This window comes from Sphingomonas panaciterrae (genome assembly GCF_036890205.1).
In the GTDB taxonomy this organism is placed as follows: domain Bacteria; phylum Pseudomonadota; class Alphaproteobacteria; order Sphingomonadales; family Sphingomonadaceae; genus Sphingomonas; species Sphingomonas panaciterrae.
On the sequence record NZ_JAKNQR010000001.1, the window covers coordinates 865,531 to 880,635 of the forward strand.

Sequence of the window (15,105 nt, forward strand, 5' to 3'; positions counted from 1 at the left end):
GTCGCGCGCGTCGGGAGAATAGCCGCGCTTCCGGGCGCCGCAGGAACGAGGGTCCCGCGGCGCGGAACAGGTCAGTCGCGCAGCAGTTCGTTGATGCTGGTCTTGGACCGGGTGCGCTCATCCACGCGCTTCACGATCACCGCGCAGTAGAGGCCAAGGTTGCCACCGCCGGTCGAGCCGGGGACGACTACGGCATAAGGCGGCACTTCGCCGATGAAGGTTTCGCCGGTCGCGCGATCGATGATCTTGGTCGACGCGCCGAGATAGACGCCCATCGACAGCACCGCGCCCTCGCCCACGCGAACGCCCTCCGCGACCTCCGAGCGCGCCCCGATGAAGGCGCCGTCGCCGATGATCACCGGATCGGCCTGCAGCGGCTCCAGCACGCCGCCGATACCGGCGCCGCCCGACAGATGGACGTTCTTGCCGATTTGCGCGCATGAGCCGACGGTCGCCCAGGTATCGACCATCGTCCCCTCACCGACATAGGCGCCGATGTTGACGAAGCTGGGCATCAGGATCGCGCCCTTGCCGATGAAGGCGCCGCGGCGAACCACGCTGCCCGGCACCGCGCGGAAGCCGGCGTCGCGGAACTCCGCCTCGCTCCAGCCGGAGAATTTGGACGGCACCTTGTCGAACCAATGACCAGCGCCCGGACCGTTATCGATAAGCGCATTGTCGTTCAGGCGGAACGACAGCAGCACCGCCTTCTTCAGCCACTGGTTGACGCGCCAGCCGCCATCGCCGTCCGGTTCGGCGACGCGCGCCTTGCCGGAATCGAGCAGCGCCAGCGCGCGGTCGACGGCGACGCGCACCTCGCCCGCGGTGGAGACGCCGATGTCCGCCCGGTTTTCCCAGGCGGTGTCGATCGTGGTTTCGATATCGGTCATTTGCCTTCCAATATGCTGGTCAACCACGCGGTGAGATCCGGCGTGGTGAAATCGATGAAACTGCGGTCGCTGTCATGCGCCTGTTCGGATCCGTTATCGACCCAGACGGTCGTCATGCCGATCGCCTTGGCCGGCGCCAGGTTGCGCGCCATGTCGTCGGCGAACAGCGCCGTCGTCGGATCGATCGACAGTCGTTCGCACAGGCCGGCATAGGCCGACGGCGCGGGCTTCGGCGCCAGATCCATGGCGTGAATATCGTGCACCGCCTCGAAGCTTTCGCCCAGCCCGAGCCGGTCGAGCACGCGCGCGGCATAAGGCGCGTCGCCATTGGTGAAGACCACCTTGCGCCCCGGCAGCTTTGCGACGGCGGCGGCGAGCGGCACGTTTTCCTCCAGCACGTCCATCTCCACGTCGTGGACGAAATCGAGAAAGTCGTGCGGATCGACGTGATGCTCCGCCATCAACCCGGCGAGCGTGGTGCCATGGCCAAGGAAATAGGCCTTCTGGATCCGCCGCGCCTCCCCCCGGTCAGTGCCGAGAAGCCGGGCGATATAGTCCGTCATCTTGGCGTCGATCTGCGCGAAGAGATCGGCGCTCGACGGGTAGAGGGTATTGTCCAGATCGAAGATCCAGGCGCGGATATGGTCTAGACCCGGCGGCATGGCGCTGCGTTACGGACGCCGGCGCGCACGGGCAAGCCAATCCGGCCAAAGCCATGCTTGGGCGCGGTGAAGCTGGGGATGGTTGCGATCGGCAACCCTTCCGCCCACATCATTGCCATGACCAAATATTCGCTGCTCGATCTCGTCCCGGTCGTCGAAGGCGGTACCGTCGCCGACGCGCTTGCCAATGCCGCCGATCTGGCCCGCCATGCCGAGGCGCATGGCTACAACCGCTATTGGGTGGCGGAGCATCACGGGATGGAGGGCATCGCCTCCGCCGCGACCGCGGTGGTGATCGCGCATGTCGGCGCGGCGACCAGCACGATCCGCGTCGGCGCGGGCGGCATCATGCTGCCAAACCATGCGCCGCTGCAGATCGCGGAGCAGTTCGGCACGCTCGACGCGTTGTTCCCGGGCCGGATCGACCTGGGGCTGGGCCGGGCGCCGGGCAGCGACCAGCGGGTGGCGCGGGCGATCCGCCGCACGCTGGACAGCGATCCCAACGCCTTTCCCAACGATGTCGTGGAGCTGCAAAGCTACCTTGCCGATGATGGCCGCACCGGCATCACCGCAACGCCGGGCGCCGGCGCGAAGCCGCAGCTGTGGATCCTTGGCTCCTCGCTGTTCGGGGCGCAACTCGCCGCGATGCTCGGGCTGCCCTATGCCTTTGCCTCGCATTTCGCGCCGGACGCGCTCGACCAGGCGATGGAAATCTACCGCCGCGACTTCCGCCCCTCGGCGCAGCTTGAGCGGCCCTATGCGATGGCCGGCTTCAACGTCTTTGCCGCCGATACGCGCGAAGAGGCGGAATTCCTCGCCACCTCGCAGCAGCAGCAGTTCGTCGCGCTGCGCACCGGCAATCCGGGCAAGATGAAGCCGCCGGTGCGCGGCTATCGCGAGAGCCTGCCGCCGACGCATGCGCGGATCCTCGATTCCGTGCTGTCGTGCAGCGCGGTCGGTGATCGCGACGATGTGGCGGCGGGGATTGCCGCCTTCGTCAAGCGGACGGGGATCGACGAGGTGATGCTGACCAGCAGCATCTACGACCATGAGGCGCGCAAGCGCAGCATCGCCATCGCCGCCGAAGCGATGCGGGTACCCGAACTGGCCTGATTACCGATGATGCCCCCGGCGCTGCCGCCGGGGGACATCGTCAGGCCGCGACGCGCGCCACCTCGGGCCGGGCGCGCAGGCCCAGCAAGTGGCAGATCGCGAAGCTCAGTTCCGCGCGGTTCAACGTGTAGAAATGGAATTGCTTCACGCCGCCCGCATACAGCTTGCGGCACAGTTCGGCGGCGAGCGTGGCGGAGACGAGCTGCCGCGCATCGGGCAGGTCGTCCAGCCCGGCGAACAGATGCTCCATCCAGCCCGGCACATCGGTGCCGCACATCTTCGACATGCGCTGGACCGCGGCGAAATTACTGACCGGCATGATGCCCGGCACGATCTCCGCATCGATGCCGGCCGCCGCCACCGCATCGCGAAAGCGGAAGAAGACGTCGGGCGAGAAGAAGAACTGGCTGATCGCGCGCGTGGCGCCAGCGTCCATCTTGCGCTTCAGATTGTCGAGATCGATCGCCGCATCGCCCGAATCCGGATGGCATTCAGGATAACAGGCAACGGAAATCTCGAACGGGTGCAGCCGGCGCAGCCCCTCGACCAGCGCAGCGGCATTCTCATAGCCGCCTGGATGCGCGGCATAACGCTCGCCCGCGCGCGGCGGATCGCCGCGCAGCGCGACGATGTGGCGGACGCCAGCGGCCCAATATTGCTCGGCCACCGCGTCGATCTCCTCGCGCGTCGCCTCGACACAGGTGAGGTGCGCGGCGGCGGGAATGCTGGTTTCCCGCGCGATCCGCGCGACCGTGTTGTGCGTTCGCTCGCGGGTCGATCCGCCGGCGCCATAGGTCACCGAGACGAAGCGCGGCGCGAGCGGCGCCAGCGTCGCCATCGACTTCCACAGCGTCGCTTCCATCGCCGGCGTCTTGGGCGGGAAGAATTCGAAGCTGACCTCCGCGTCGCCGGCGACATTGGCGAATAGTGGCGCATCCAGCGCGCGGCGTGCCTCTTCCAGCTGATTGATCGATAGGGTCATGCCGCCTTCACCTCGTGCAATGTCGTGCCCGGCTTCTTGCCGGGGGCCGCGGCCGGCTTTCGCCCCAGCCAGATCTTCACCGTCAGTTCGCCGCCTTCCAGCGTCTCGATCCGTTCCGCGACCAGCCCGGCTGCGTCGAACCAGCCGCTGATCTGCGCATCGGAAAAGCCGAGCCGCGTGTGTGCGTCGCGCGTGCGCAATTCTTCGCGATCATGCGGCGCAAAGTCCGCGATCAGTAGCCGTCCGCCCGGCGCCAGCACGCGCGCCGCCTCGACGATCGCGGCGCCCGGCTGCTGCGCATAATGGAGCACGTGATGGACGATCGCGACGTCGGCCGCGGCATCGCCCAGCGGCAGCGAATACAGGTCCGCCTGGCGCAACTCGGTATTCGCCAGGCCACGCTCCCCGATCTTGGCGCGCGCGATACGCAGCATCTCGGAGCTGCGATCGATCCCCAACGCGCTGTCGGCGCGCGGCGCGAACAGCTCGATCATCCGCCCCGTACCGGTGCCGATATCGATCAACCGGCCGAGCGGTGCATCGCCCAGCATCTGCTGCATCGCCTTTTCCACATCGGTTTCGGCAATGTGGAGCGAGCGGATCGCATCCCATTCGGTGGCATGCGCCTCGAACCATTGCGACGCGGACGCCGCGCGGTCGGCGCGTACCGCGGCAAGGCGCGCCGCGTCGGTCGCCCCTTCGCGATCCGGAACGTCGCCTTCCCATGAATCGATCGCTGCCAGTACCGGATCGACCAGCGCGGGGGTACCCAGCGCGACGAACACCCAGCTGCCTTCCTTGCGCCGCTCGGTCAGGCCGGCGTCGCAAAGGATCTTCACATGGCGGCTGACACGCGGCTGGCTTTGCCCCAGAACGAGCGCAAGCTCACCGACCGACAATTCCATCGTGCGCAGCAGACGCAGGATGCGAAGCCGCGAGGAATCGGCCAATGCACGGAATATCTCGAGCGCCTGGGTCACAAGGACGAGATATAAAGATATCTTTATATGTCGTCAAACGGTGGTTTGCCGAAGCGGGGCGAGCGAGCGCGACCGCGATCGTTGCGGAGCCAAAACGCCTTATGCACGTTTCTGCCGCTAACGCCGCGCGTCGGCCAGGGTCCATGACAGGGAGAGTGTTTATGAAGTTTCTCGCCATCACCGCCGGCATCGCCACCGCAGCCGCCCTCGCGGCGTGCAGCCCGCAGGCGCAGAATGAAAGCGCCGAGGCCGCCAATGCGATCGGCGCCGATGTCAGCGCCACCACCAGCAATGCGGTGAACGACGTCGACCGGGCAACGGACGAGGCGCTTGGCTCGGCCGAGCGTGCGATCGAGAACGCCGGCGACGATATCGAGCGCGGTGCCGACCGTGCCGGTGCGAAGGCAGAGCGTGACGCCGATCGCGCCGGCCGCGCGATTGACAACGCCACCGAAGACGCCCGTGAGGCGACCGGTGACGCGCTGACCGACGCCGGCAACGCGATCAAGCGTTGATGCGAGGAGACATGAGGGGGGCGCGGTTCGCGCTCCCCTTGTTGCTGCTCCCCGCGCTGGCGGCGCTTGCCGCCTGCTCGGGTGACCCGCCCCCGCCTGGCGCGGTCACGGCCGAGGAGGAGCAACAGTTGAACGAGGCGGCGGCCATGCTGGAGGCGAACAGCATCCGGCTCGATGAGGTCGCCCCTACCGACGGGAATGTTCAGTGAAGACACGCCTCGGCTCCTCCGACCTGCAGATCGCGCCGCTGGTGCTGGGCGGCAACGTATTCGGCTGGACGGCCGATCGTGACGCGAGCTTCGCCGTGCTGGACGCCTTTGTCGCTGGCGGCGGCACGATGATCGATACCGCCGACGTCTATTCCGCCTGGGTCCCCGGCCACAAAGGCGGCGAATCCGAGACGATGATCGGCGAATGGCTGAAGGCGTCGGGCAAGCGCGACGCGGTGTTGATCGCGACCAAGGTCGGCATGTTGCCGGGCGACGGCGGCAAGAAGCTGGCACCGGCACGGATCGCGGCGGCGTGCGAGGCATCGCTGAAGCGGCTCGGCACCGATCGGATCGACCTGTATTTCGCGCATCAGGATGACGAGGACACGCCGCAGGAGGCCGCGCTGGAGGCGTTCGCCGCCTTGGTGAAGGCCGGCAAGGTCCGCGTGCTCGGCGCGTCGAACTTCAGCGCGATGCGGCTGAAATCCGCCAATGAGGCCGCGCGCGCCGCGGGACTGCCGCGCTACGACGTGCTTCAGCCCGAATATAATCTCGTCAGCCGGACCAAGTTCGAGGGCGAGCTTCAGGATTATTGCGTCGAGCAGAATGTCGGCGTGGTGCCCTATTACGGCCTCGCCTCCGGCTTCCTCACCGGCAAGTACCGCACCCGCGACGACCTGTCGAAGAGTGTGCGCGGCGGCCGGATGGGCGATCTGCTGGAGGGTAAGGGCAAGGCCGTGCTCGACGCGCTCGACAGTGTCGCCGCGGAAACCGGCGCAACGCTGGCGCAGATCTCGCTCGCCTGGCTGATCGCCCAGGAGGGCGTCACCGCGCCGATCGCCAGCGCGACCAGCGTCGCGCAGGTCGAGGATCTGCTGCCGGCCATGACGCTCAAGCTGTCGGCGGACCAACTCGATCGGCTGACCAACGCCGGCGCCTGAGGCGCGACCTCAGGGGCAAGAGGGAGGCAAAGCGGCGTTAACCAGATCGCGTCAGTGCGCCGCAATGCCTTCATGCTATCGGATGACCATGCTTTCGCCACTCCGACTCGTGCTGCTCGCCCTAGCGATCGCTGCCGGCTCGGTGGCCTTTGCCGCCACCCGTCCGCCGCCGCCACGCGTGCTCGCCAGCCAGATCATTCCCCCTGCCCGGCCCGTCGTTACCGAAACGACGCCTGTGTCCAAGCCGCCCGCCGCGGCGCAGGACGCGGCCTATACCATCAAGTCGATCCTGCCTATCGAAGGGCCGATGAAGATGGGCGACCATCATTGGGACGAAAGCGCCGCCCCGGCGACGGGCACGCTCATCATCACCGTCGATCTTGCCGCGCAGGTGCTCAGCGTCTTTCGCGACGGGCATGAGATTGGCGCGGCGGCGATCCTGTTCGGCGCCGATTCGAAGCCGACCCCGCTCGGCGTCTATCCGATCACGCAGAAGAGCAAGGATCACGTTTCCAACATTTATCACGCGCCGATGCCGTACATGCTTCGCCTGACCAATGATGGGATCGCGGTGCACGCCAGCGAGGTGGCTGACGGTTATATGACGCACGGTTGCATCGGCGTGCCCAAGCCCTTCGCCAAGAAACTGTTCGAGACGGCGAAGCTGGGCGACAAGGTCATCATCACCCGCGGTGAGGCGCTGGAGATTGGACAGGCGGTAAAGGCTGCCTGAGCCGCGGCGTCGCCGATCAATCCCCGGCAAAGGTCAGCGCGGTGATCCGCCGCTCCCGCTCGTTGATCGTCAGCGCGCGGCCCGCCGGCGCGGCGGCACGCTGCGGACATTCCTGGCGGAAGCACTGGCGGCACCCCAGCCCGATCGGCATCGCCACGCCGGCAAGGTCGAAGCCGCGAGCGACCGCCAGCGTCCCGGCATGTTCCGCCGCCACACCGATGCCGACCGCAAATTCGGCCGAAACCAGTCCGTATCGCTGCCCCTGCGGCGTCACCGTGCGCGCCATCGTAAGCCAGCGCTCGCCATCCTCCAGTTCGACCAACTGGACGGCGAGGTGCCCCGGCCGATCGAACGCATGGTGCAAATGCCACAAGGGGCAGCGCCCCTCCGCCTCGACCAGCGCGGCGCCGCTCGCCCCGGCATAGCGCTTCGATGACTGCCCCGCCCGGTCGACGCGAATCATGAAGAAGGGCAGACCGCGCGCGCCAACCCGCTGAAGCGTCGTCAACCGGTGGGCGACATGCTCGAACCCGGCACCAAAGCGGCGCTGCAACAGCTCGATATCGTATCCAGTCGCCTCGCAGGCGCGCAGGAAGCGGGCATAGGGCATCATCACCGCTGCGGCGAAATAGCTGGCGAGATGACGGCGGAACAGGCGATCGGCGGCGATCTGGCCAAAGCCGGCGCCCGCCACCAGCGCGTCGATCTCAGCCCGAGACTCGATCAGCGCCAGCTGGAACGCCGCGGCAAAGGTGCGGCTCGACGGATCGAGCAGTTCGGACAGCTGAAGTTGGCGCGCGTGAAGGTCCAGCCGCCGCAGCACGTCGGGCATCACATCGACCGGGAGGATGCGGATAGCGAGGCTGTGCTTCACCCGCAGCCGCTCCGACATTGCGCCGTAGAGGTCGCCAGCCCCGAGGCGGAGTTCGTCGGCCAGCGCCTCCGCCGCTGCGTCCAGATCGGGGAAATGGTTGCGCCACCGGCCGATCTCCCGCCGCACCAAGGCTACCGGATCATCACTCGCGACGGCGGTGGCGGCCCCCTGCCCCATGCGATCGAACGCACGCGCGAATGCCTCCGCCCCGCCGGGCGCCGCGGCCAGCCATTCCTCCAGCTCGTTGCGATCGATCTCCAGGTCGGCGAACATCGGGTCGGCGAGCCGCCGCCGCATTGCGTCCCGCCCACCGCCCGGCTCGGCCGCGGTCAACGCGCGCGGATCGAAATCGAACGTCTCCGCCAGTTTCACCAGCAGGGTCGCTGATACCGGGCGCTGATTGCGCTCCACCAGATTGAGGTAGCTGGGACTGATCGCCAGCATCTCGGCCATCGCCGCCTGGCTCAGCGCCTGCTGCCGCCGCAGCCGCCGCACCACATGCCCCGCCATCAATTTTCGCTCAGCCATCCCGCTACGCTGACCGAGACGCGCGAGCCTGTCAATTCTTTACAGCAACACAGATCCTGGCCGGCGTTCGTCCGACCCGATGACACCGAATCATCAGAGTGCCGTGTTGTGAATACCCGATCCATGCTGTTCTTATGATCGCAGTTGTAAGCATTCACACAGGAGGAACGACCATGGACGCTACCCCGCAGCGCAGCCGCGCCGTTTTCTCGACCGAGGACTTCGGCCTCATGAAGGAAGCGATCGGCGAGTATATCAAGAAGATCGCCGATGAGCCCCGCTCGGCCAAATTCTCCAACCTGTACCATCGCCTCGGCCGCCTCGGCTGACCGCGAACCCGCCTGATCCAATCGTGCGGGACCGGTCCCGCGTGCCACCATCCGCGACAGGAACAATGATGACCTACCAGGAACAGACCAGTCAGATCGGCCAGCTCGTTGCCAGCTACAATGGCACGTGGGACGGGATCGACGCTGAATCCGTGGCGCGGATGCGGCTGCAGAACCGGTTCCGCACCGGGCTCGACATCGCGCGCTACACCGCCGGCATCATGCGCCGCGACATGGCCGCCTATGACGCCGATCCTGCGAATTACACCCAGTCGCTGGGTTGCTGGCACGGCTTCATCGGCCAGCAGAAGCTCATTTCGATCAAGAAGCATTTCGGCACCACCAAGGGGCGGTATCTGTACCTCTCCGGCTGGATGGTCGCCGCGCTGCGCAGCGAGTTCGGCCCACTGCCCGACCAGTCGATGCACGAAAAGACCAGCGTTCCCGCGCTGATCGAGGAACTCTACACCTTCCTGAAGCAGGCCGATGCCCGCGAACTGGGCATGATGTTCCGCGATCTCGATCATGCACGGGAGAGCGGGAACGAGATCGAGGCGCAGCGGCTGACGCAGGCGATCGACAATTACGAGACCCACGTCGTGCCGATCATCGCCGACATCGACGCCGGCTTCGGCAATGCCGAGGCGACGTATCTGCTGGCCAAGAAGATGATCGAGGCGGGCGCCTGCGCGCTGCAGATCGAGAACCAGGTCTCGGACGAAAAGCAGTGCGGCCACCAGGACGGCAAGGTCACCGTGCCGCACGAGGACTTCCTCGCGAAGGTCCGCGCCTGCCGCTACGCCTTCCTCGAGCTGGGCGTCGATGACGGCATCATCGTGACCCGCACCGACTCGCTCGGCGCCGGCCTCACCAAGCAAATCGCTTTCTCCAAGGAGAAGGGCGACATTGGCGACCAGTACAACGCTTTCCTCGATTGCGAGGAAGTCACCGATCTGTCGACCCTGCGCGGCGATGTCGTGATCGAGCGTGACGGCAAGCTGATGCGTCCGAAGCGCCTGCCGTCGAACCTGTTCCAGTTCCGCGAAGGGACCGGTGCCGACCGCTGCGTGCTGGACTGCATCACGTCGCTGCAGAATGGCGCCGACCTCTTGTGGATCGAGACCGAGAAGCCGCACATCGAGCAGATTGCCTCGATGGTCGATCGCATCCGCGAAGTCGTTCCCAATGCGAAGCTGGTGTACAACAACAGCCCCAGCTTCAACTGGACGCTGAACTTCCGACAGCAGGTGTTCGACGCCTGGGTCGAGGCCGGCAAGGATGTCTCCGCCTATGACCGGGCGAAGCTGATGAGCGTCGATTATGACGACAGCGACCTGGCGGCAGAGGCCGACGAGCGGATCCGCACCTTCCAGAAGGATGCGGCGGCGCGGGCCGGCATCTTCCACCACCTCATCACGCTGCCGACCTATCACACCGCGGCACTCTCGACCGACAATCTCGCCAAGGAATATTTCGGCGAGGCGGGGATGCTCGGCTACGTCAAGGGCGTGCAGCGCAAGGAGATCCGCGAAGGGATCGCCTGCGTGAAGCACCAGAACATGTCGGGCAGCGACATCGGCGACGATCACAAGGAATATTTCGCCGGCGAGGCCGCGCTGAAGGCCGGCGGCGTCCACAACACGATGAACCAGTTCGCGGCGTAGCGCGGGCAAGGGCAGCCTTGCTGCCCTCACCTCGCGCAAGCCTGGCCGGCGGCGCCGCTCAGGCGCGGTCGACGACGCGGCTTCGCCGCGGCGCCACCCGGCCACCAAGTTCCTGGGGAGGAAGGATGCCCGTCGGTGCTCGTCACCGGCGGGCATTTCCGCGTCGGGCCTTGCGGCAGGTTACGGCGATGAAGCGGTGACCGGCACGCTTCCCGCTTGAGCCTGCCCCCGTGGAATGACACACTCGGCGTCATGAAGCGCGTCGCTGCCGCCGCCCTCGCCCTGCTGCTCTCGCTCGCAGCACTGCCGGCCCACGCCCAGGTGGTCATCACCTTCTGGAGCCATGAGTTCGGCAATCATTTTCCCCACGCCTTCTTCACCCTGCGGGGCACGCCAGAGGCGGGTGGCGAGCCGGTCGACCTCAATTACGGCTTCACGCCCAAGGCGGTGACTCCCGCGATCCTGTTCGGCCCCGTGGGCGGGCGGATCGATGTCGCCAAGCGCAGCTACATGGAGGGGAGCGACGCGCAATTCTCGCTCGTCCTCACCGACGCACAATATGCCTCCATTCTGCGGCTGGTCGATGAGTGGGACGACAAGAAGGGCGATGGCACCTACCGGATGAACAGCCGCAACTGCGTGCATTTCGCGCAGGAAGCAGCGCGCCGCGCAGGTCTCGTCACGCTCGATTTCCCGGACCTGATGAAGAAGCCTCGCTCCTTCCTGAAGGCGGTGGCGAAGGCGAATGCGGCGCAGGTCACGCTGATCGACCGCCATGGAAAGGAATATCTGGCGTCGCTCGACGCGCAATCACCCGCACCTGCCGCCGGCGCGAATGCCGCGGTTGCAGCGCCTGCGGCGGCAATTGAGGTCAGCGCCCCGCCACCAGCACCGGTTCCGGTCGGCTGATCCGCCCCCGCCCCGCTCAGCGCGCGGGGACGAGTTCGATGATATCGAGCGTCGAATCGAACGCCGGCTGCGGCAGCGCGATACGCCAGCGATCGTCACCGATCCGGTCGACGAAGCCCGCCATGTCGCGCGCGCTGTCGCGTCCGTAGGGCAGCCAGCGCGCCTCGTCGCCGATCGCCAGCGTACCCAGGAACACTGCCCGCGCGGCGCGCAGCGGGAAGATCCGCCCGGCCGGGCGCTGTGACCCGGCGGTCTTTTCGAACATCCGCACCGGCCCCTCCCCGCTGACCCGGCAGGTATAGGCGGGATAGGCGACATAATCGCGCCCGCCCTTGGCCTTTGCGCCCAGCTTGAAGACGCGGCAGCGGTAATCGCCCGCCGGCGGCATCGGGTCGGGAAGTCCATGGTCGGGATTGAACAAGGCGCCCTGCGCGTCGATCTCGCGCGTGGCGCCGCTCGCCCGTGCGCGGCCCAGCGCGTCGAGCCAGACGGTGCGCCACGTGCGCAGGCGATCGCGATCGGACAATGTCGCCACCCGGCGCCAGTCTGCGACCGGGGCACGCGCGCCCGCTACCGTCTCCGGCTCCCGCCGTCCGCCGCACCCTGCCAGCGTCGCCGCCGTCATCAGCGCGACCACCGCCCGCTTCATCGCTGAGACCTTTCCCTGTTCGGCCAAGGGGCTAGTGCCTGATCACGCCGCGGTCCAGCCACCGTCCATCGACAGGTTGGTGCCGGTGATCGACGCGGCCTCCTCGCGGCACAGGAACACCGCCATTGCCGCCACCTGTTCAGGCGTGACGAACGCCTTGGTCGGCTGGGCGGCCAGCAGCACGTCATTGATCACCTGCTCGCGCGTCAGGCCGCGCGCCGCCATCGTGTCGGGGATCTGGTTTTCCACCAGCGGCGTCCAGACATAGCCGGGCGAGATGCAATTGACGGTGATGCCGTCGGTCGCGGTTTCCAGCGCCACCGTCTTGGTCAGCCCGACAAGGCCATGTTTCGCGGCAACATAGGCCGCCTTGTTCGGGCTCGCGACCAGGCTGTGCGCCGATGCGGTGGAGATGATCCGCCCCCATCCCGCCGCCCGCATCAGCGGCACGCTCGCGCGCATGACATGAAAGGCGCTCGACAGGTTGATCGCGAGGATCGCGTCCCAGCGGTCGACCGGGAAATCGACGATCGGCGCAACATGCTGGACCCCGGCGTTGTTGACGACCACGTCGGGTCCGCCGAGGTCGGCATGGCAGCGCGCGACCATCGCGGCGATCGCGGCAGGATCGGTCATGTCGGCGCCATCGTGTAGCGCCTCCGCCCCGCTCAAGCCGCTGAGCGTGCGGCATATGTCGGCAATCGCATCCGGCGCGCCAAAACCGTTCAGCATGACCGCCGCGCCCTCGGCGGCGAACGCCCGCGCATAGGCAAGCCCGATGCCGGAGGTTGATCCGGTGATCAGCGCCGTCTTTCCCTTGAGCAACAGGGGCACCTCCTGTGCATGGCCGGGGCCATCGCCCATGCGCCGCGCGGCGTGCGGCATCAAGCGGCCGGCTTGCAACCGCCAATCCCCCTCGCGCATTCATGCCGCACCGGTAACAAGATCATCAAAGACACCAATCAGGGGGCACCGCGATGCGGCTCGACGATTTCGACAGGGACATCAACGTCGAGGATCAGCGGGGCCAGAGCTTCGGTGGTGGCGGCGGGGGTGGCTTGCTGCTCGGCCTGCTGCCGCTCGTCGGCAGCCGGTTCGGCTGTGGCGGCATCGTCGTCCTGCTGATCGTCTTTGCGGTGTTCGGCGGGCTCGGCAATCTTGGCGGGCTGCTGAGCGGGGGCGGCACCGGCAGCGCGCCGCACACCCAGGTGTCGCGTGGCAATGCACCCGCGGGCGCGAGCGGCGGGGCGGCGGCGGCCTGCTCAGTCGATGCGGTGACGCGCGCGACCTGCAACGCCTTCTCCTCGGCCGAAAACACCTGGGAGCAATTGTTCGCGCAGTCCGGCGCCCCGTTCCAGGCACCCAAGCTGGTATTCTACAGCGGCCGTGGCCAATCGGGCTGCGGCGCGGCGATGTCCGCCATGGGCCCGTTCTACTGCCCGTCGGACCAGGGCATCTATATCGACACCGGCTTCTTCAACGAGCTGGAGCAGCGGTTCCGCGCGGCCGGCGATTTCGCGCAATATTACGTCATGGCGCACGAATTCGGCCATCATATCCAGACGCTGACCGGCACCTCCGACCAGGTCCGCCGCCTGCAGGCGCGCGCCAGTGAGGCAGAGGGCAATGCGCTGTCGGTCCGGCTGGAATTGCAGGCTGATTGCTACGCCGGCGTCTGGGCGGCGCAGAACCGCAACCGCATGGATCCGGGCGACGTGGCAGAAGGGATGCGCGCCGCCGAGGCGATCGGCGACGACACGCTGCAGCGGGAGGCGACGGGCCGCGTCGCGCCCGAAAGCTTCACCCACGGCACCTCCGCGCAGCGCCAGACATGGCTGCAGCGCGGCCTGCAGAGCGGCGACCCCGCCGTGTGCGACACGTTCAGCGGCGCGATCTGACGCGGGGCGCATGAAAAAGCGGCGGCCGTCCGAACCGGACGCCGCCGCCTGTGATACCCACGCCGCCGACCGATCAGGCCAGCGGCGCCGCGTGCTGGATCAGAGCTTCACCAGCATCTTGCCGGTATTGCCGCCGGTGAACAGGCCGAGGAAGGCGTCGGGTGTCGCCTCGATCCCGTCGAACACCGTCTCTTCGCGGCGCAAGCGCCCTTCCGCCTGCCAGCGGCCCATGTCGGCGTAGAAATCCGCCACCCGCGCCAGATGGTCGCCGACAAGGAAGCCCTTGATGGTGATCCGCGCGCCGATCACCTTCGCCAGATACTTCAGCGACTGCGGCTTGCCGTCATTGTAGATGTCGATCATCCCGCAGATCGCGAAACGCGCGTGGAGCCGCGCCGCCAGCAGCGCCGCGTCCAGATGGTCGCCGCCGACATTGTCGAAATAGACGTCGATCCCCTCGGGTGCCGCATCGGCCAGGGCCTGCACGACATTGCCCGCCTTGTAATCGATCACCTTGTCGGCGCCGAGCGACTTCACCCATTCCGCCTTGGCCGCGCCGCCGGCCGAACCGATGACGGTCATCCCCTTGGCCTTGGCGATCTGCACCACCGTCGATCCCACCGCGCCGGCGGCGGCGGAAACGAACACGACCTCGCCTTCCTTTGCCTGCGCGACATCGAGCAGGCCGAAATAGGCGGTCATGCCCGGCATGCCGAGCTGCCCCAGGAACGCTTCCTCCGGCACGTCGATCGGCGGCAGCTTCTGCACCTGCGCAGCCGGCAGCACGGCTTCCTCGCGCCAGCCCAGCATGTGCTGCACCTTGGTGCCGACGGGAAGGTCGGCGGCGCGGCTCTCCACCACCTCGCCGATCGCCCCGCCCTGCATGGGCTCACCCAAGGCAAACGGCGGGACGTAGCTTTTCACGTCGTTCATCCGGCCGCGCATATAGGGATCGACCGACAGCCAGCGGTTGGCGATCCGCACTTCATTCTCGCCCAGCGGGGCGGAGGGCTGTTCGATCAGTTCAAAGTCGCTGTGTTGCGGCATGCCCGACGGGCGCGCTCGCAAGGTCCAGGCGCGTGGCATCATCATCTCCCAGTTTCGGTTCTTGCGCCCGGGTTATGCATGAGCCCCGGCTTCCAGGCAAAAAGCCCACGCGGCACGGCGCCTAGACGCAAAGAGCCCGGGCACGATGCCCGGGCTCCCTAGTGCCGACCGCAGAGGGGGAA

17 protein-coding genes are annotated in these 15,105 nt (G+C 67.2%); 9 read left to right on the forward strand and 8 right to left on the reverse strand.

The annotated features are described in order from the left end of the window. Positions 1-71: 71 nt before the first annotated feature. A complete protein-coding gene (dapD, locus tag L8F96_RS04245; RefSeq protein ID WP_125944252.1) occupies positions 72-890 on the reverse strand; it encodes a 2,3,4,5-tetrahydropyridine-2,6-dicarboxylate N-succinyltransferase in 819 nt (272 codons plus the stop codon). Then, positions 887-1,552: a pyrimidine 5'-nucleotidase gene (locus L8F96_RS04250; RefSeq protein ID WP_046409181.1), complete on the reverse strand. Its 666-nt coding sequence runs from the start codon at positions 1,550-1,552 to the stop codon at positions 887-889. Before L8F96_RS04250 ends, dapD begins: the two co-directional genes overlap by 4 nt. Before the next feature lie 117 nt (positions 1,553-1,669). On the opposite strand from L8F96_RS04250, the gene L8F96_RS04255 reads away from it, so the two are divergent. Continuing rightward, positions 1,670-2,665 (forward strand): LLM class flavin-dependent oxidoreductase, encoded by a 996-nt coding sequence (locus tag L8F96_RS04255; RefSeq protein WP_136450698.1) that lies wholly within the window; start codon positions 1,670-1,672, stop codon positions 2,663-2,665. A gap of 40 nt (positions 2,666-2,705) precedes the next feature. Here the strand turns inward: L8F96_RS04255 and metF are convergent, their stop codons facing one another. Both metF and L8F96_RS04265 read right to left on the reverse strand, forming a co-directional pair. After that, positions 2,706-3,647 carry a methylenetetrahydrofolate reductase [NAD(P)H] gene (gene metF, locus L8F96_RS04260; protein WP_334655207.1) on the reverse strand — a complete coding sequence of 314 codons (942 nt, stop codon included), beginning with the start codon at positions 3,645-3,647 and terminating at the stop codon, positions 2,706-2,708. After that, the gene (locus tag L8F96_RS04265) at positions 3,644-4,627 is read right to left on the reverse strand and encodes an ArsR/SmtB family transcription factor (RefSeq protein WP_296220039.1); all 984 of its coding nucleotides are present in this window, start codon (positions 4,625-4,627) and stop codon (positions 3,644-3,646) included. The genes metF and L8F96_RS04265 overlap by 4 nt, the downstream gene beginning before the upstream one ends. Before the next feature lie 161 nt (positions 4,628-4,788). On the opposite strand from L8F96_RS04265, the gene L8F96_RS04270 reads away from it, so the two are divergent. The 4 genes from L8F96_RS04270 (at position 4,789) to L8F96_RS04285 (ending at position 7,025) form a co-directional block, all read left to right on the forward strand. Next, entirely contained in the window at positions 4,789-5,142 is a 354-nt protein-coding gene (locus tag L8F96_RS04270; protein WP_046409177.1) for a hypothetical protein, read from the forward strand. An 11-nt stretch (positions 5,143-5,153) separates the two neighbouring features. Continuing rightward, on the forward strand, positions 5,154-5,351 hold the full coding sequence (locus L8F96_RS04275) for a hypothetical protein (protein WP_125944249.1): 198 nt from the start codon (positions 5,154-5,156) through the stop codon (positions 5,349-5,351). Then, positions 5,348-6,292 carry an aldo/keto reductase gene (locus tag L8F96_RS04280; RefSeq protein WP_046409176.1) on the forward strand — a complete coding sequence of 315 codons (945 nt, stop codon included), beginning with the start codon at positions 5,348-5,350 and terminating at the stop codon, positions 6,290-6,292. The genes L8F96_RS04275 and L8F96_RS04280 overlap by 4 nt, the downstream gene beginning before the upstream one ends. 88 nt (positions 6,293-6,380) lie before the next feature. Next, the gene (locus tag L8F96_RS04285) at positions 6,381-7,025 is read left to right on the forward strand and encodes a L,D-transpeptidase family protein (RefSeq protein ID WP_241212459.1); all 645 of its coding nucleotides are present in this window, start codon (positions 6,381-6,383) and stop codon (positions 7,023-7,025) included. A 16-nt stretch (positions 7,026-7,041) separates the two neighbouring features. Here L8F96_RS04285 and L8F96_RS04290 read toward each other — a convergent pair whose 3' ends face one another. Continuing rightward, complete coding sequence (locus L8F96_RS04290; RefSeq protein WP_294442176.1) at positions 7,042-8,427, reverse strand: helix-turn-helix domain-containing protein; 1,386 nt, start codon at positions 8,425-8,427, stop codon at positions 7,042-7,044. A 173-nt stretch (positions 8,428-8,600) separates the two neighbouring features. Here L8F96_RS04290 and L8F96_RS04295 point away from each other — a divergent pair, with 173 nt between their 5' ends. The 3 genes from L8F96_RS04295 to L8F96_RS04305 all read left to right on the forward strand — a co-directional run bounded on the left by L8F96_RS04295 (position 8,601) and on the right by L8F96_RS04305 (position 11,329). Beyond that, positions 8,601-8,756: a hypothetical protein gene (locus tag L8F96_RS04295; RefSeq protein ID WP_164518819.1), complete on the forward strand. Its 156-nt coding sequence runs from the start codon at positions 8,601-8,603 to the stop codon at positions 8,754-8,756. A gap of 68 nt (positions 8,757-8,824) precedes the next feature. Then, the gene (locus L8F96_RS04300) at positions 8,825-10,420 is read left to right on the forward strand and encodes an isocitrate lyase (protein WP_301090838.1); all 1,596 of its coding nucleotides are present in this window, start codon (positions 8,825-8,827) and stop codon (positions 10,418-10,420) included. A 252-nt stretch (positions 10,421-10,672) separates the two neighbouring features. After that, on the forward strand, positions 10,673-11,329 hold the full coding sequence (locus tag L8F96_RS04305) for a hypothetical protein (RefSeq protein ID WP_046409173.1): 657 nt from the start codon (positions 10,673-10,675) through the stop codon (positions 11,327-11,329). A 16-nt stretch (positions 11,330-11,345) separates the two neighbouring features. Here L8F96_RS04305 and L8F96_RS04310 read toward each other — a convergent pair whose 3' ends face one another. Both L8F96_RS04310 and L8F96_RS04315 read right to left on the reverse strand, forming a co-directional pair. Then, positions 11,346-11,978: a DUF4893 domain-containing protein gene (locus L8F96_RS04310; protein WP_145118255.1), complete on the reverse strand. Its 633-nt coding sequence runs from the start codon at positions 11,976-11,978 to the stop codon at positions 11,346-11,348. 42 nt (positions 11,979-12,020) lie between these two features. Continuing rightward, entirely contained in the window at positions 12,021-12,806 is a 786-nt protein-coding gene (locus L8F96_RS04315; RefSeq protein WP_296220052.1) for a 3-hydroxybutyrate dehydrogenase, read from the reverse strand. Positions 12,807-12,955: 149 nt separating this feature from the next. Between L8F96_RS04315 and ypfJ the strand changes: the two genes are divergently transcribed. Next, a complete protein-coding gene (gene ypfJ, locus L8F96_RS04320) occupies positions 12,956-13,876 on the forward strand; it encodes a KPN_02809 family neutral zinc metallopeptidase (RefSeq protein ID WP_145118251.1) in 921 nt (306 codons plus the stop codon). Between the two features lie 99 nt (positions 13,877-13,975). Here the strand turns inward: ypfJ and L8F96_RS04325 are convergent, their stop codons facing one another. Continuing rightward, complete coding sequence (locus tag L8F96_RS04325; RefSeq protein WP_186313893.1) at positions 13,976-14,962, reverse strand: NADP-dependent oxidoreductase; 987 nt, start codon at positions 14,960-14,962, stop codon at positions 13,976-13,978. Between the last annotated feature and the right edge of the window lie 143 nt (positions 14,963-15,105).